The following is a 16,829-nucleotide window of genomic DNA, read 5'->3' on the forward strand; positions in this document are numbered from 1 at the left end:
TTATTTCTTAAGTGCAGCTTTAACGCCTGCTGCATAAGCCGGTGAAATTTTCTCAAAATGTCCAAGTGCGCGCTCAACTATGAAATCGCTTACTCCGCACATACTCTCTGCTATGTTGTTAAATAGCTGAGATTTTTGAGAGTCGTTCATTAGGTTAAACAGATCTCTTGGTTGGCTGTAGTAATCGCTATCTTCGGCTCTATGATCGTGTCTTTGCATTACTCCTTCAAGAGCGATGTCAGGCTCTAGGAAGTCTTTGTTTTCTTTAGCACCGCCAAAGCTGTTTGGCTCGTAGTAAGCCTTGTCTTCTATCTCGTACATGCCGTTATTCATAGCGCCGCCAACTGTATAAGTGCCTATCTCGTTTATAGGTTGATTAACTTTAAGCTGTGCGTAGTGAGTTCCGATTCTGTATCTTTGAGCGTCAGGATAGCTGAAAATTCTAGCTTGAAGCATCTTATCAGGGCTAAAGCTTATACCGGGAACTATGTTTGATGGGCTAAATGCCGCTTGCTCAACTTCGTTGAAGTAGTTTTTAGGGTTTTCATTCAGAGTCATAACACCTACTTCAATCAGTGGAAAATCTTTATGAGACCATGTTTTTGTTAAGTCAAACGGGCTGAAAGGCAGCTTTTTAGCTTGCTCGTCAGTCATTATTTGGATCTTGAAATCCCAGCTTGGGAAATTGCCTTTTTCTATATTTTCATATAGATCTCTTTGGTGGCTCTCTCTGTCGTTTGCAACGATATCAGCCGCTTCTTTATTAGTTAAATTTTTAATTCCTTGGCGTGATTTGAAGTGGAATTTTACCCAAAATCTCTCACCGTCTTTGTTGATTAGGCTATAGGTGTGGCTTCCAAATCCGTGCATAGTTCTGTAGCTCGCAGGAATTCCTCTATCGCTCATTAGGATTGTTACTTGGTGAAGTGTTTCAGGGCTTAAGCTCCAAAAATCCCATGCCGCTTCGTTTGAGCGTAGGTGTGTGCGAGGATCTCTCTTTTGAGTATGGATGAAATCAGGAAATTTGTAAGCATCTCTTAAGAAAAATACAGGAGTGTTGTTTCCTACCAAGTCCCAGTTGCCTTCTTTTGTATAAAATTTAATTGCAAATCCTCTTACGTCGCGCTCTGCATCTGCAGCTCCCGCTTCGCCTGCAACTGTTGAAAAGCGTAAAAATAGCTTTGTTTTCTCACCTTTTTGAAGAACTTTAGCCTTTGTATATTTAGATATGTCGTTAGTTATCTCAAGTACGCCGTATGCACCGCTACCTTTAGCATGAACCGTTCTTTCAGGAATTCTCTCTCTGTTTTGGTGAGCAAGTTTTTCGATTAGTTGATAGTCTTGCATCATAACGCCACCGCGAGCCCCTGCCGTTAGCGAGTTTTGGTTGTCGGCGATTGGATTGCCCGAAGTAGTTGTTAGTTGTCTCATAATTTTTTCCTTTTAATAAAATTTATTATTTCGGAATTATACTTATTTAAAATAAAATATTTCTTAAATAATAAAAAATATTGATTAGAATTTTAAAAATTTCAAATTTTATAAATTGTAGGATTGAAATTTAAAGCGGCTAAATTTAATTTATATCCCAAAAACAGAGCCTAAAAGCAAAATTTGGAAATTTATACAAATTCAAATTTGCATTGCTTCTAAAAATACTTTATAAAACTCTTTATCAAAATTTAGCGGAATGAAATTTGACTGTTACTTTCCCTAAATTTAAGGATTGAATACGCTTTACATTTATAATTTATTTGACTTATTTACAAAATTCAAGTAAGTTAAAAGCAAGCTTAAAATAAACAAGGAGATTTATGACCTTTATAAAAAACTCGAAATTTAACACATCTGTATTTTATCCATCCGTATTTATCATATTTATGATTGCTATTTTTTCTGTTGTTTTTCCTGAGAGATCAAGCGAATTTTTTAAATCCATGCAAGATTTCATCACTATCAAATTTGGTTGGTTTTATGTGCTTGCTATCGCCATTATCGTGCTTTGTGTCATTATGCTGGGATTTAGCAAATTTGGAGATATAAAGCTAGGAGCCGATCACTCAAAGCCCGAATATGCGAATTTATCTTGGTTTGGCATGCTGTTTGCCGCGGGTATGGGTATAGGGCTTGTGTTTTTTGGCGTGAGTGAACCGCTTATGCACTATCTTAACCCACCTGTCGGTGAGCCTAAAAGCATGGAGGCTGCCAAGCTTGCTATGAATATCACTTTCTTTCACTGGGGTGTGGGCGCTTGGGCTACTTACGCTATCGTCGCACTGATACTTGCATTTTTTGCGTATAGACATAACCTTCCTCTTACTCTTAGATCGGCTTTTTATCCGCTTATAGGCGAGCGAATTTACGGCAAGATCGGAGATGTGATAGACGTTTTTGCAGTGGTTGCGACACTTTTTGGGGTGGCGACTTCTCTTGGATATGGAGTCGTGCAGGTAAATGCCGGACTTACTCACGTATTTGGAGCTCCTAGTATGCATATAACTTTGCTTGTAGTGTTATGTCTGCTGGCTACAGTTTCAGCCGCAAGCGGAGTGGATAAGGGCATAAAAATTCTTTCAAATTCAAACATCATCATGGCTATTATATTTATGCTTTTTATATTGTTTTTAGGAAATACTACCGATCTTCTTCAAAGGCTCGTGCAAAATAGCGGCAACTACGTATCCACGCTTATCTCAAATACCTTTAACCTCTACGCGTATCAAAAAGCAAACAGCTCTTGGCTTGGCGGTTGGACGCTTCTTTACTGGGCATGGTGGCTCTCTTGGTCGCCTTTTGTAGGGCTTTTTATCGCTAGGATTTCAAAGGGTAGAACAATAAGAGAGTTTGTCGTAGGAGCGCTTTTGGTGCCTACAGGATTTACGTTTATGTGGATGACTTTCTTTGGAAACAGCGCGATAACTCTTGTTCAAAGCGGATTTAGCGAGCTCGCCGAAGCTGCAAATTCAAATACCGCATCGGCTCTTTTTATGTTTTTAGATAGCTTTAAATTTTCAAGTCTGCTTGGCACTATAGCCGTGATTATGATCGCGATATTTTTCATTACTTCGGCTGACTCTGCGGCGATGATTATGAATATGCTTTGCTCAAACGGCAAGGACAAAACTCCTCTTTGGCAGAAAATTTTCTGGGGAGCGGCGATTGGTGTTGTGTCTTGCTTTCTTATGCTCGGTGGCGGACTAGCCTCGCTTCAGGCTATGACGATAGCTTCCGCACTTCCTTTTACTATTGCGCTTTTGGTAGCTATTTACGGGCTTTTTCAGGCTCTTAGAGTAGATCTCATAAAAAAACAAAGTAGAAATTTAGCCAACATGCCCGTTTCTGAGATGTCTAAAACTTGGCAAGAGAGGTTAAAAACGATCATATCGCTACCAAATAAGAAAAACGCGGACAAATTTATAAGCGAGGTTATCGAAAAGGTCTTTGATGAGGTGAGGGCTGAATTTGAGAAAAACGGCTTGCAGGCTAAAATTTCAAAGGACGAAAAGCGAAATTTTATAAATTTGGTCGTAGGGCTTGGCGATGAGATGGACTTTAGCTACGGAGTAAAGCTGGTTAGAATGGAAAGCCCTGATTATACCAGAGCTCTTGAAGGTGATGATTTGTATTACAGAGCCGAAGTGTTTTTAAAAGAGGGCGGACAAGACTATGATATACTCGGCTGGAGCGAGGCTACTATCATAAACGACATCGTTGAGCAGTACCGCAAACACATGCAGTTTTTGCATACCATTAGAGGCGTGTAGGCTTAAATTTAAGTAAATTTTTATATAATCATCCTTTTTTTGAAGGATGATTTATGAAAAGAGGATCTTGGAGTTCAAGACTTACTTATATACTTGCTATTGCGGGCGCTACGGTCGGTTTTGGCGCGACTTGGCGGTTTCCTTATCTGGTCGGTCAAAACGGAGGCGGGGCGTATGTGCTTACCTTTTGTATAGCTATGATCGTAATAGGAATTCCGATGATCTTAGTTGAAAACGCTATCGGAAGGCGCCTTAAAGTAAATGTCATAGACTCTTTTAGCGGTGTTGCAAACGGTAAAAAGATAGCCAAAATTTGGCGAGTGGCAGGCTATATGAGCTTGGTGGGAGCCTTTGGGATAATGGCTTATTATATGGTTATAGGCGGCTGGGTGCTAAATTATATAGCGCAAATTTTATTTGGGTCGCTTGATCTCTCAAGAGTTGTTGATTTTGCCACGACAAGTGCGTTTTATGAGCAAAATATCGTAAATAATCCTTTTGCAGTCGGCTTTGCTACCTTGGTTTTTGTTATGGTAAATTACATCATCTTAACTCAAGGCGCGGTTGAAGGGATCGAAAAGGCGGCTAAGTATCTCATGCCGATACTCTTTTTGCTTATGATTACAATGGTGGTTAAAAACATAACTCTTGAAGGAGCTATGGAAGGGATTAAATTTTATCTCACGCCTGATTTTTCAAAGATCAGCATGAAGCTTTTTATAGATGTTCTTGGGCAGGTGTTTTTTGCGCTTTCGCTTGGATTTGGCGTGATGATAACGCTTTCCAGCTTTGTTAAAAAAGACGAAGCGCTGGTTAAAATTTCGGTGATAACTGGAATTTTAAACACCGTTATAGCCGTGCTTGCGGGCTTTATGATATTTCCTTCGCTTTTTAGCTTTGGAGTAACGCCTGATAGCGGGCCAAGCCTTGTGTTTAAAAGCCTCCCGATAGTATTTTCGCACATGCCGTTTGGAGGCGTTTTTGCGGTTACGTTTTTTACATTGCTTATGATAGCGGCTCTTACTACTTCGCTTCCTATTTATGAAGTGCTTATAACTACACTTCAAGAAAAGATGAAAATAGATCGCAAAAAAGCTATTTTGATAGTGCTATCGGCTATTTTTGTGCTTGGAAATTTACCTTCTTTAATGGCTACGAATTTGCTAAGCGAAGTAAAAATTTTCGGTAAAAATATCTTTGACGCTTATGACGCCATAAGTGCGACGATATTTTTCGTGCTTACGTCTTTACTTTGTGCGATATTTGTCGGCTGGGTTTTAAAGGATGAGGCGAAGGCTGAAATTTTACAAGGAAGCGAAAATCACAAAAAGATAATCAACTTATGGTTTTTGTATGTAAAATATATAATTCCGTTTGTGATTTTGATCGTTTTTGCAAGCAGTTTTTACGACAATTTTTTGAAATGATTTACTAAATTTTGATAGTATTTTGCAAAATTTATAATTTATAATAAGGAAATAGATGTTTAATCTTTTAATAACTATATTTTTTATATACACTTTAGTTAAAATTTATCTGGCGTTTTTACAGATAAATTTTATAGCTAAAGAGAGCAGGGCTAAAGCCGTCGTGCTTAGCGAGGAAGAGTATAAAAGTGCGGCTAAAATAGCTATCGCAAACCAAAAATTTCAGATAGCAAGCCTTGTTTATCATTTGGGTATATTTATGATCTGGGCGTTTTGGGGGCTTAAATTTTTAGCAGATATCACGCTTAAAGGCGGCTCTGTAAGCGAAAATATAATCTTTGTGATGAGCTTTATAATCATATCCTCCATTCTTGAGTTGCCGTTTGGCATATATGAAACCTTTGTTAAGGATAAAAAACACGGATTTTCAAACACGACTCCAAAAATTTTTATAATGGATACTTTAAAAGCTCTTGCCTTAACTCTTGTTTTCGGCTCGCTTTTTGTCTGGCTTATATTGCTTTGTATCGATTTTTTGGGCGAGCTTTGGTGGTTATGGGCTTTTTCTCTTAGTTTTGTGATAGTTTTAATGATAAATTTGATCTATCCGACCATAATCGCGCCTCTTTTTAACAAGATGCAACCTCTTGAAGAAGGCGAGCTTAAAAGCTCTATAGAAGGGCTGCTTAATAGTTGCGGATTTAAAAGTAGCGGTGTGTTTAGTATGGACGCAAGCAAGCGAGATAACAGGCTAAATGCTTACTTTGGCGGACTTGGAGCGACAAAGCGCGTGGTGCTTTTTGACACGCTTATAAAAAAGCTTAGCCTAGATGAGATAATCGCCGTTTTGGGTCATGAATTAGGACACTTTAAGCATAAGGATCTATTTAAGATGATAGCTCTTAGCGCCGTGATGCTACTTGCGATGTTTGCTCTGTTTGGAAACATTCCCGCGTCTGCATATAACGCGCTTGGGCTTGAGAAAGAGGGCGGAGCGATAATCGTATTTATGCTTCTTTTCTCGCCGATTTTTAGCTTCGTTTTTAGCCCGGTTATCTCGGCAGTAAGCAGAAATAACGAGTTTGGCGCGGATAAATTCGGTGCAAGCGTAAAGAGTAAAGATGACATGATAAGTGCTCTTAAGAAGCTGGCTAGCGAAAATAGGGCTTTCCCTAAGGCGCATCCTGCTTATGCTTTTATCTATCACTCACACCCTAGCCTTTATGAGCGTATAAATGAGCTAAAAAATGAGAATAGATGAGGCGCTAAAAGAGGCGAGTGCTCAAATTTCATCTTTATGCGAAAATCCCGCAAGAGTTGCTAAAATTTTGCTTATGCATCATCTTGGCGTGAGCATAGAGTGGGTGTTTTTAAATTTAAGTAAAGAGCTTGAAGCTAAGGATGAGTATTTTGCCCTTATTGATAGGTTTGCTTCTTGCGAGCCGCTTGAGTATATAACGGGTAAAGCAGGCTTTTACGGGCTTGAATTTTTAGTTGAAAGCGGAGTTTTAATCCCTCGTCCCGAGACTGAAATTTTGGTTGAAAAATCGCTTGAAATTTTACGCGAATTTAACGCCCCAAAAGTTTGTGAGATAGGCGTTGGAAGCGGGATTGTAAGTGTATGCTTGGCACTTAATTCAAACGCCTTGATAACGGCAACCGATATAAACGAAAAAGCTTTAAAGCTAGCGCATAAAAATGCCGTTAAATTCGGTGTAGAAAAGCGCATAAATTTTATTCATTGCGCCTATATGGACGAGGCTTGTGGCGAATTTGATCTAGTCGTTTCAAATCCGCCTTATATAGCAGACGGCCATAAGCTTAGCAAATTCGTGCTAAATGAGCCGCATGAGGCGCTATTTGGCGGTAAAAACGGCGATGAAATTTTAAAAAACATCATCTTGCAAGCAAGAAATCGTAATGTAAAAAATCTCGTTTGCGAGATGGGTTACGATCAAAAAGAAAGTATGGCAAAAGCCCTTGAGATAAACCGATTTGAGGCTAAATTTTATAAGGATTTGGCGGGTTTTGACAGGGGATTTGTCGCCAAATTCAAATATCAAATTTAAAGGAAAAATATGAAAGGTTTATATCTTTTGCTTTTAGCGGCTCTAATCGGCATAGAAATTTCAATAGGAGCTTTTATCGCGCCTACGCTTTTTTATCCGCAGAGTATCATAGGAGAGGGCGTTTTGACACATTTTCAAAGCGGACTTTTGATGACAAATATATTTGTAAAATTTAACTACGTTTTAATCGCAGTTGCGATTTTGGCACTTGTTTACGAGCTTTTTGCGCTTAGAAGCGACGTTAAGTTTGCTTTAAAATTCAGCTCTTTTATGCTCGCGCTTATAAATTTTGCTCTGACTGCATCTTTTGTCTTTTATTTTACTCCTTACGTGCTAAACGCGCAGGCTTTGGGTGAAGCGGGAACCACGACGCCTGAGTTTTTTCAGATGCATAAGGCAAGCGAGCTTGTGATGAAAGTGATGATGGTTGCTCAGCTTTTGCTCTTTTTTATCAAATTTCCACGTGCAAAAGAGGCTTAAGGCAAATTTATGCAAGAAAAGCCCGATATCCAAGAGGTGACTGATTTTTTGATCGACTACGCTGCGAAGATGCTAAGCATAGGCACTTATACTGCCCGCATAGATCGCTGCGTAAGTAGGATAGCGCGCGCTTACGGATACGACGTGAGCCTTACTATATTTGTAAAGCACTTTACTATAAGCGTGATGGATCCAAATGATAATTCGATCCGCCGAACATACGTAAAATCAAGCGCTACAATGCCTATCAGCTTTAACCTCATATCCGAGCTGAGCGCTCTTAGCTGGCAAATTTATGACGAGCAAATTTCGCTTAAAAGAGCAAGAAGCTTTTTTAACGAGATTATAAGCCACACTAAGCGAAATTTCGGCGTATCGCTTATCTTGATGAGTTTTGCAAATTCGGCTTTTTGCAAGCTCTTTGGCGGGGATATAGGCTCGATGGCAAGTGTTTTTGTGGCTACTTTTATCGGATTTTATCTAAGACATCTGTTTAGTAAATTTGGCATAAATTTAAAAATTCAATACATAATAGTCTCTTTTATCTCGTCTTTTATCGCTTATCTTGGAGTTTATCTTGGAGTTTCAAATACGCCTGATGTGGCGATTGGATCAAGTATTTTGTTTTTAATGCCGGGCGTTTTACTTATAAATTCGGTCTTTGACATACTTAATGAAAACACGCTCGTTGGCATTAGTAGAGGGCTAAACACCGGACTTTTGATAATCTGTATCGCAATAGGCGTTTATATGACGATTGCCATTTCAAATATAGAGCTTTTAAATGTTTGATCTTATTGTTTTAACTCTTACGGATGCGTTTTTTGCGGCGATTGCCGGGCTTGGCTTTGCTTATGCAAGCTCTCCTCCGAAACGCACTTTGATCTACTCCGCGGCACTTGCCGCACTTGCTCATGCAAGTAGGTTTATGATGCTAAAGAGTGAAATTTTTTCTATCTCGATCGCTACTCTTTTTGCATCTTTTTTGGTTGGAATTTTAGGGATATTTTTTGCTCGCAAACTAAAAGTACCTGCCGAGATCATAGCTTTTCCCGCGCTTTTGCCGATGGTGCCGGGAATTTACGCTTACAAGAGTATTTTGGCTCTGTTTTCTTTTACAAACAGTAGCGAAATTTCTCAAAAGATCACTTATCTAATGCTTTTTTTTGATAATGCGCTAACCACCGTTGCGGTTTCTCTTGCGCTTGGAGTGGGCGTTTCTGTGACGCTTTTGATCTTTTATGAGCAATCTTTAATGGTAACGCGTGGCGCAAGGTGTGATCTAAACGCAAAGCAAGAGAAGAATAATTTTAAGGAATGTATATGAAATTTAGAATTTACTACGAAGATACGGACGCTGCGGGCATAGTCTATCACGCTAACTATATCAAATTTTGCGAAAGAGCAAGGAGTGAGGCGTTTTTTAACTCCGATTTAGAGCCGTTTAGTAAGGATGGCTATTTCGTAGTAAGTGAAATTCACGCTAAATTTAAAAAGCCAGCAACACTTGGTGATATGATTGAGGTTAGAAGCAAAGCCGTGCAGGTTAAAAAAGTCTCTATTGTTATTAATCAGCAAATTTATAAGGTCGGAAATTTAAAGAGCGAGTGCGAGCCTGAACTGCTCTTTGAAGCCGATGTGACGGTAGCTTTTATGAACGAAAAAGGCATGGCGAAGATGAGCGAGCAGATGCTTGAGTTTATCTCGTCGCGTCTGCTTGAATAAAGCTTGATTCGCCTGCTTTTAAAATTTTTGTATTGTAAATCACTTGAGAATTTTCTATTCGCTCGCTAAATAGCTTTTGTGCGTTTTGATTTAAGTAGGCGGTGTAGATGTAGTCCATGCCTACGCTTGTGGAGTAGCCGACCCAGTTAAAATTGATATCTTGGCTTAAAATTTCATTGTTAGAATCAAGCGCCATATCGACATCCGATAGTGAATTTGCGATATACATATTTGCTCTGTCTTCAGGCTGTGTTAGCTTAAATATATTTGGCGTATAGTTTATCTGAGTGCTAAGAAGAGCTGCGCTTTTTACGTCATATAGCCTAAGTTGCGAGCTTAACATGGATGTTTTTACGATAGGTACGTTTAAAAATATAGTAGCTTCGGCCAATCTTGAATTGCCGCTTAAAAAGCCTTTAAAATCGGTCTGGTTTCCTGCGATAATATTTTCGTAAGCAAGCCCTCCGCCAAGCTCGTCGCTATATCTATTTAGACTGTTTCCAAGAGCGCTTCCGTCAGAAAACGCAGCAACTTTCCCGTTTGAAAACTCAAGGAGTTTTGATATCTGGTCTTTGTAATCAATGCCTCCAAAGATCAAATTCGCCCTTAAATTTTCCACGCTTGAAATATGTAAAGTAGGCACGTAAGCAAGCATCGAGGAGTCTAAAACGTTGTTTAAATAATTGGCTCCCACGGCAGTAAAAGGAGCTATCAGATAGCTTATATTTTCGCTTTTTGCTTTTGCTATGGCTGAGTCAATAGCTCCGGGAGATTCGTTGCCGATGTTGTAAAATTTGACGTCTATATTTGCGTTTTGTCTTATTGTATAGGCAATTACGGAGTTTGCAACGATACCGGCATAGCTTTTTATACTGTTTTCGGGCACTATGATTGCTATTTTAAATTCGGCATCGGCACTTGGGATAAACATCGGCTCATTAAAGCCCGCTCCTCCTGTTATCGAGTTAAAAGCTTCGATAACTTCGATGTTCTGGCTTCTTTCATACCTTGCTAAAAAGCTGTGAAGCAGACCGTTTTTTACAAGTTCGAGCAAGCAGGTGTCATTGCACTTAAAAGGCTCTAAATTTATATAAATTTCATGAGCGGGCGGGATGTCCGAGAGCTTTTGACTCTTTGCAAAAAATAACGTAGGCACAAGCAATATCAGTAATAATTTTTTCATAATAGCCCTTTAATGTTTTTTAAGTCTTGTATCAAAGCCTGCTCTTTGCTCGGATTTTTAAGCACCCATGCAGGCGAGTAGGTGGCAAGCAAATTTGAGCTTTTGAATTTCAAAAGATTGCCTCTGATTGATTCAAAACTCTGTTTTTGCTCGCTTTCGTTGATTAAATTTAAAAATACGTTTTCGCCAAGAGCCACTATCACTTTTGGCGATATTATGTCTATTTGCGACAGTAGATATGGCTTACAAAGCTCGTAGTTTATTAGGCTAGGAGCTAAATTTGAAGGCGTTTTGCACTTTATCATGCTGGTTACGTAAAACTCATCTTTGCTAAGCCCTAAATTTTGCTTAACAAGCGTGCAAAATTTATCTCCCGCACTTCCTTCAAGATATCTCCCGCTCATATCCTCGCTTACGCTTGGAGTATCGGTTATGAACATAACTTTTGAGTTAAGATCTCCACTGCCTGTTAAAGCGTGATTTCTGCTTTTGCAAAGTTCGCAGAGATTGCAATTTTTTATCTGGTTTTCAAGCTCGGTTATATCGGTTGAAACGTCGCTATAAATTTGCGAGCCAAACGACGGGTTTATGTATCTATACCCAAAAGCTCTTAGATAGCAAAGCTGTCTTAAAATTTCGTTTTTATCGGCGTAAATCATTGCAAGATATTATCAAAGTATGAGTTAAAACTCAATAAACTATCTTTTATCATCTGCTAAATTCGCTAAATTTTCGCCATCTAACCTGTATGTGCGCCACTCTTTGGATAAATTTATCGCGCCTAAATTTTCATAAAATTTAATACTAGGCTCGTTCCAGTTCAGACAAGCCCACTCAAGTCTGCTTAAATTTTCCTCTTTGCAAATTTGAGCAAGACGAGCTAAAAATGCCCTGCCTATGCCTTTTGCTCTATAATCTTGCTTTACGTATAAATCCTCTAAATATATTCCGCCTCGTCCTAAAAATGTCGAGAAAGTGTAAAAATAAATTGCGTATCCGACAATATTATTTTCGATTTTGCACACTAAAATTTGAGCGTAATTTTTATCAAAAATGCAAGAAGCAAACTTATCTTCTTTAAAACTAACGATATGAGATAGTTTCTCATACTCCGCAAGCTCTTTTACCAAGGTGCAAATTGGCTTTATATCCGCTCTGGTTGCTTTTGTGATAGTAAAATTTGACATCAATGAACCTTTAAAATTTTTAAAATTATAGCACCTAATTTGAATTATTTTTAAAAGGCTTGCAAATTTTATTCAATGGATTTTAAGTAATTTGTTGTTAAAATCACGACTTTATCATTAAATTTTAAAAAGGAAAAAGGTATGAAAAGGACTTATCAACCTCATAAAACACCTAAAAAGCGCACTCATGGTTTTCGCTTAAGAATGAAGACTAAAAACGGACGCAAAGTTATCAATGCAAGACGCGCAAAAGGCAGAAAAAGATTGGCGGCTTAGTCAAATTTAGTTCCTTAAGCGACTCTAAGGAATTCTCGGCAGTTTATAAAGAGGCGAGCAGGTGGTATTGTGAAAACGCTACGCTTTTTTATAAGCCCTCAACCGAAATGAAGCTAGCCATCGTAGCTAGCAAAAAAGTGGGCAAGGCAGTTGTTCGTAATCGCTGTAAAAGGCTTTTGCGGGCGGTTTTTATTCAGATGAAAGATGAGCTTGCAAGCGGTGTTTATGTAGTGGTTGTAAAGGCAGGTCTGGAAAATACTTCATATCAAAAGATCCAAAAAAACATCAGTTGGGCTCTAAAAAAGCTTGGGTGTGTGAAATGATAAGAGAAATGGCGCTGTATTTAATCAAATTTTATCAACGTTATATTTCTAAAATGACGCCTAAGACGTGTCGCTACTATCCAACATGCTCGGAATTTGCTGCTTGGCACTTTAAAAACAATAATTTTTTTTCTGCATTTGTTGCAGTTACTCTTCGAATTCTTCGTTGCAATCAGCTATTTAAAGGTGGTATTGATTACCCTGTGATATGTAAGAAATTTAACTCTTTTTCTATTTTTAGCCAAAATTCGGATTTTAATATAAATTTTTGGTTTATACCATGCAAAGAGAATAAATTTTATGTTGTAAAAGTTTTAGACTCATTAAAGGAAATATAGTGTTAGACAAACTTTCAGTGCAAAAGCGAGTTTTATTGGCGACTCTTCTCTCCTTTGCTTTTTTTATTGCTTATGATTATTTTTTTATACCGAAAAATTTGCCACTAGATCAAAACAAAACGGTAGCTACTCAAAGCGCTTCGCAAAATGCTTCAGCCGCACCGTCCTCTACTTCAAATTCAGCAGGTGCTCCAGCCCCTGTGGTAAATGAACTAAAAAATATCGCCGTGGTTAAAGGAGCTCATTATGAAGCTCATATAGATAGCCTTGGTAGAATTTCAAAATTTTATTTAAATGACGAAAAATATAAAAATGGAGATGGAAGCAGGATTGAGCTTACTTCAAAGACGCTTTTGCCTCTTGAAATAAGATTTACCGATACAAATTTAAACGAGCAGGCCTTTAAGACCGACTACACAAGTAGCGCAAGTGTGATAGACGTAACAAACGATAAGCAAACTCTTGTTTTAACGCAAAATTTAAACGGCGCAACCGTAACCAAAAAACTTACTTTTTATCCGTCCGGAAATTATGATTTAGACCTTGCGATAACAGGAGGCGAATACTTCTTAACACCGGGCTTTAGACCAAGCGTGGCTGTGGATAACTACACGGTTCACGGCGCTCTTATAAGATATGCAGATGATAAGTTAAAGATACTTGAAGACGGCGATGTGGACGGCACGGAAGTGTTTAGCGACGCAAATATAGCCGCTGCAAGCGATCGCTACTATACAAGCTTGCTTTACTCTTTTGATAAGCCGTTAAACGTGCTTGTTTCAACAGATACTGCCGAAAATGCGATAATATTTATAAAAAATAGCGGTGAATTTAAAGCAAGCGGATATATCGGTCCAAAAGATCATAAAATTTTAAAATCAATCGATAGTAGGCTTACCGATGTTATAGAGTACGGTTGGTTTACTTTTATAGCTAAACCTATGTTTGCATTTTTAAGTTTGCTACACGATTATATCGGCAACTGGGGTTGGGCGATAGTAGTGCTTACTCTTGCTATAAGGCTGGTTTTATCCCCGCTAACATATAAGGGAATGCTGTCTATGAACAAGCTAAAAGAGCTTGCGCCAAAAGTCAAGGAGTTGCAAGCTAAATATAAGGGCGATCCGCAAAAACTAAATGCTCATATGATGGATCTTTATCGCAAGCACAATGCAAACCCTATGGGCGGATGCTTGCCGATACTTATGCAAATTCCGATATTTTTTGCTATTTACCGAGTGCTTTTAAACGCGATCGAGCTAAAAGCCGCACCTTGGATACTATGGGTAAAAGACCTTGCGGTTATGGATCCATATTTCGTTCTGCCGATACTAATGGGTATAACTATGTTTTTGCAGCAAAAGCTCACGCCTACGAATTTTACCGATCCTATGCAAGAAAAAATTATGAAATTCCTGCCTTTAATATTTACATTTTTCTTTGTAACGTTCCCTGCGGGACTTACGCTGTATTGGTTTATAAATAACGTATGTTCGGTTATTCAGCAAATTTTTGTAAATAAACTATTTGAAAAGCATAAAAAAGCGGAGGTAAAAGCATAATGCGTATCGAAGCAAAAACACTGCAAGAGGCTTTTAGAAAGGCCGCAGAGGAGCTAAACTGCTCCGTAACCGAGCTTGATATAAAAGTTATTCAAAATCCAAGCATGGGGTTTTTAGGGTTTTTTAAAAAGACGGCTATAATTGAAGCCGAAAGAGAGAACGATAAGCCTAAAAATGGCTCTAAAAAACATAGAGACAAAAAAGAGCGAAGCGCACACGAAGAGCATAAAAGTAAAAATTCTAACGGCTCAAACAACTCTAACGGAAGTGAAAAGCATAAGGATGAAAAAAGTGCTCACAAAACCGAAAATCATAGTGATAAACAAAACGGCTCAAGCGATAAAAAAAGACGAGATAGAAATAAAAAAAGAAAAGAAAAAAGAAACGGAGAAAATCTAAGCTCAAACAGCGAAAATGGAAGTACAAATAAAGCCGAGAGAGATCAAAAGAGTGATACGGCTAGCGCTTTAAATCAAAATTTTGATATATCTCATAACGCATTTAAAAGCGACGAGGAAGTTGAGAGAGAGCCTTTAAATTTGGAGATTCAAACAGATGAGATTACTGAGATAAAAGAGCCTAAAGTAAAAAAAGAGGAGCCTAAAAGCATACTTGACACCTCGATAATAGATACTTTTAATAAAGATATAAAAGATGATGAGCAAAAGATTGAAAGTAAGCAAAAAGAGCAAAAGCCAAGAGCTGATATTCAAAAAGTTTTGCCTGAGATAAAAGACGGGCTAGATAGGCTATTTGCGGTAAGTTGCTTTGATATAAGCAAGATTGATGTAGATAAATTTGACGATGAGACTGTTTTGATTGAGCTTGACGGAGAGGATGCCGCACTTCTTATAGGCAAAGAAGGTTATAGATATAACGCAATCTCATATCTAATATATAACTGGATAAATTCAAAATATAATCTTCTTGTCCGTCTTGAGATAGCTGAATTTTTAAAAAATCAAGAAGATGCTATTGAGCAGTATTTAGTAAGCGTAATTGAGAAAGTTCAAAGTGCGGGCAAAGCTAAGACTAAGCCGCTTGACGGAATTTTAGTTAAGATTGCACTTGAGAAATTGCGCGAGAAATTTCCAAACAAATATGTAGCCGTAAAGAGCGATCACGGAAAACAATTTATTGTTATAAACGATTTTGCTAAAAAGCATGAATGATACAATCGTAGCCATCGCTACGGCTCATGGCGTAGGCTCTATATGCATAGTTAGGCTAAGTGGCGAAAATGCGCTTAGCCTAGCCCTTAAACTCACAAATATTCAAACCTTAAAACCAAGATTTGCAACTTTAGCTAAAATTTATTCGGATGATGAATTTATAGACGAAGGGATACTTTTGTACTTTAAAGCTCCTGCTAGCTTTACGGGCGAGGATGTTGTGGAATTTCAGATTCACGGCGGATTTGCAGTGGCTAATTTGATCCTTTCACGTCTCATAAAACTAGGAGCCAGACTTGCACAGCCGGGAGAATTTAGCAAACGCGCTTTTCTTAACGGTAAGATGGATCTAAGCAAGGCTGAAAGCATACAGAATTTAATAAACGCAAGAAGTGAAAGTGCTGCTAAAATAATAGCTAGGGCTATGAGGGGCGATCTTGGTAAATTTGCAGACGAGATTAGAAAAGAGCTTGTTAAAACGCTTGCTTTTGTTGAAACTAGCATTGATTATGCAGACGATGATCTTCCTGAAAATTTAATGAGCGAAATTAAGCATATGTTAATGCTAAATCACGAAAAATTAAGCAAAATAGTAGCTATAAGCGATTCTCGCAAAGGGCTTATAGAAGGCTTTAAAGTTGCAATCGTCGGCAAGCCAAATGTAGGCAAAAGCTCTATTTTAAACTCACTTCTAAATTATGAGCGAGCAATTATAAGCGATGAAGCAGGCACCACTCGCGACCGCATAGAGGAAAGTCTTAGTATAGGTACTCATTTAATTCGCATTATAGATACCGCAGGGATTCGTAAAAACGCAGGTAAGATCGAGCAGATAGGCATAACCCACTCTTTAAAAGCGATTGAGGAAGCAGATATTATACTTGCCGTTTTTGATGCTTCAAACGAGGTTGACGAACAGGATTTTGAGATTATAAATTTGCTTAAAGATTCTCAAAAAAAGATTTTTTACATACTTAATAAATGCGACTTGAAGCTTAAATTTGACACATCAAATTTAACTGATCCGCTTGAAATTTCGGCTAAAAATAGCGCCGAAAAGATAGTAAAAGAGCTTGAAGTATATCTTGACGCTCAGGATGTAAATGAGGTGCTGCTCAATTCGACACGTCAAATTCAGTGCTGCAAAAATGCAAGCAAAGCTATAAAAAGGGCTTTAAATTTGCTCAATGAAAGCGAACTTGAGCTTTTTGCTTATGAGATAAATTCGGCAATAGCTTCAATTTCTTCTATAACTAAGCCGTTTGAAAGAGGCGAGATACTTGATGAGATGTTTAGTAGCTTTTGTCTTGGGAAATAAATTTA

The 16,829-nt window shown here is 38.3% G+C and carries 18 protein-coding genes; 14 read left to right on the forward strand and 4 right to left on the reverse strand.

Going from position 1 to position 16,829, the window contains the following annotated elements:
• Positions 1-1,431: a catalase gene (locus CORI_RS04145; RefSeq protein WP_173030928.1), complete on the reverse strand. Its 1,431-nt coding sequence runs from the start codon at positions 1,429-1,431 to the stop codon at positions 1-3.
• Positions 1,432-1,814: 383 nt separating this feature from the next.
• Here CORI_RS04145 and CORI_RS04150 point away from each other — a divergent pair, with 383 nt between their 5' ends.
• The 8 genes from CORI_RS04150 to CORI_RS04185 are packed head-to-tail and all read left to right on the forward strand — an operon-like array spanning position 1,815 to position 9,465.
• Positions 1,815-3,764 (forward strand): BCCT family transporter, encoded by a 1,950-nt coding sequence (locus CORI_RS04150; protein ID WP_173030929.1) that lies wholly within the window; start codon positions 1,815-1,817, stop codon positions 3,762-3,764.
• Between the two features lie 53 nt (positions 3,765-3,817).
• Positions 3,818-5,191: a sodium-dependent transporter gene (locus CORI_RS04155; protein WP_173030930.1), complete on the forward strand. Its 1,374-nt coding sequence runs from the start codon at positions 3,818-3,820 to the stop codon at positions 5,189-5,191.
• 55 nt (positions 5,192-5,246) lie between these two features.
• On the forward strand, positions 5,247-6,452 hold the full coding sequence (locus tag CORI_RS04160) for a M48 family metallopeptidase (RefSeq protein ID WP_173030931.1): 1,206 nt from the start codon (positions 5,247-5,249) through the stop codon (positions 6,450-6,452).
• Positions 6,439-7,260, forward strand: coding sequence for a peptide chain release factor N(5)-glutamine methyltransferase (prmC, locus tag CORI_RS04165; protein ID WP_173030932.1), 822 nt, complete (start codon positions 6,439-6,441; stop codon positions 7,258-7,260). Before CORI_RS04160 ends, prmC begins: the two co-directional genes overlap by 14 nt.
• A 9-nt stretch (positions 7,261-7,269) precedes the next feature.
• Entirely contained in the window at positions 7,270-7,740 is a 471-nt protein-coding gene (locus CORI_RS04170) for a DUF4149 domain-containing protein (RefSeq protein ID WP_173030933.1), read from the forward strand.
• A 9-nt stretch (positions 7,741-7,749) separates the two neighbouring features.
• Positions 7,750-8,532, forward strand: coding sequence for a threonine/serine exporter ThrE family protein (locus CORI_RS04175; RefSeq protein WP_169973813.1), 783 nt, complete (start codon positions 7,750-7,752; stop codon positions 8,530-8,532).
• On the forward strand, positions 8,525-9,067 hold the full coding sequence (locus tag CORI_RS04180; RefSeq protein ID WP_173030934.1) for a threonine/serine exporter family protein: 543 nt from the start codon (positions 8,525-8,527) through the stop codon (positions 9,065-9,067). Before CORI_RS04175 ends, CORI_RS04180 begins: the two co-directional genes overlap by 8 nt.
• Positions 9,064-9,465, forward strand: a complete 402-nt coding sequence (locus CORI_RS04185; protein ID WP_173030935.1) for a YbgC/FadM family acyl-CoA thioesterase — start codon at positions 9,064-9,066, stop codon at positions 9,463-9,465. The genes CORI_RS04180 and CORI_RS04185 overlap by 4 nt, the downstream gene beginning before the upstream one ends.
• Here the strand turns inward: CORI_RS04185 and CORI_RS04190 are convergent.
• From CORI_RS04190 to CORI_RS04200, 3 genes are read right to left on the reverse strand one after another with little or no spacing between them, the layout of a single operon-like run.
• Positions 9,440-10,648 (reverse strand): hypothetical protein, encoded by a 1,209-nt coding sequence (locus CORI_RS04190; protein ID WP_173030936.1) that lies wholly within the window; start codon positions 10,646-10,648, stop codon positions 9,440-9,442. The two genes, CORI_RS04185 and CORI_RS04190, sit on opposite strands and share 26 nt — an antisense overlap.
• Positions 10,645-11,307 carry a uracil-DNA glycosylase gene (locus tag CORI_RS04195; protein ID WP_172199116.1) on the reverse strand — a complete coding sequence of 221 codons (663 nt, stop codon included), beginning with the start codon at positions 11,305-11,307 and terminating at the stop codon, positions 10,645-10,647. The genes CORI_RS04190 and CORI_RS04195 overlap by 4 nt, the downstream gene beginning before the upstream one ends.
• Positions 11,308-11,346: 39 nt before the next feature.
• Positions 11,347-11,835: a GNAT family N-acetyltransferase gene (locus CORI_RS04200; RefSeq protein WP_173030937.1), complete on the reverse strand. Its 489-nt coding sequence runs from the start codon at positions 11,833-11,835 to the stop codon at positions 11,347-11,349.
• 141 nt (positions 11,836-11,976) lie between these two features.
• Between CORI_RS04200 and rpmH the strand changes: the two genes are divergently transcribed.
• Genes rpmH through mnmE form a run of 6 tightly spaced genes read left to right on the forward strand, consistent with a single transcriptional unit; the run spans position 11,977 to position 16,824 of the window.
• Positions 11,977-12,111, forward strand: coding sequence for a 50S ribosomal protein L34 (rpmH, locus tag CORI_RS04205; RefSeq protein WP_002940373.1), 135 nt, complete (start codon positions 11,977-11,979; stop codon positions 12,109-12,111).
• On the forward strand, positions 12,099-12,434 hold the full coding sequence (gene rnpA / locus CORI_RS04210; RefSeq protein ID WP_173031932.1) for a ribonuclease P protein component: 336 nt from the start codon (positions 12,099-12,101) through the stop codon (positions 12,432-12,434). The genes rpmH and rnpA overlap by 13 nt, the downstream gene beginning before the upstream one ends.
• Positions 12,434-12,772, forward strand: a complete 339-nt coding sequence (gene yidD, locus CORI_RS04215) for a membrane protein insertion efficiency factor YidD (protein ID WP_173031931.1) — start codon at positions 12,434-12,436, stop codon at positions 12,770-12,772. The genes rnpA and yidD overlap by 1 nt, the downstream gene beginning before the upstream one ends.
• Entirely contained in the window at positions 12,772-14,334 is a 1,563-nt protein-coding gene (yidC, locus tag CORI_RS04220) for a membrane protein insertase YidC (RefSeq protein WP_173030938.1), read from the forward strand. The genes yidD and yidC overlap by 1 nt, the downstream gene beginning before the upstream one ends.
• Complete coding sequence (locus CORI_RS04225; protein ID WP_173030939.1) at positions 14,334-15,506, forward strand: Jag N-terminal domain-containing protein; 1,173 nt, start codon at positions 14,334-14,336, stop codon at positions 15,504-15,506. Before yidC ends, CORI_RS04225 begins: the two co-directional genes overlap by 1 nt.
• Positions 15,499-16,824 carry a tRNA uridine-5-carboxymethylaminomethyl(34) synthesis GTPase MnmE gene (gene mnmE, locus CORI_RS04230; RefSeq protein ID WP_173030940.1) on the forward strand — a complete coding sequence of 442 codons (1,326 nt, stop codon included), beginning with the start codon at positions 15,499-15,501 and terminating at the stop codon, positions 16,822-16,824. The genes CORI_RS04225 and mnmE overlap by 8 nt, the downstream gene beginning before the upstream one ends.
• Positions 16,825-16,829 lie beyond the last annotated feature (5 nt).

Origin of the sequence: Campylobacter sp. CCUG 57310 (assembly GCF_013201975.1) — a bacterium.
GTDB classification, from domain to species: Bacteria; Campylobacterota; Campylobacteria; order Campylobacterales; family Campylobacteraceae; genus Campylobacter_A; species Campylobacter_A canis.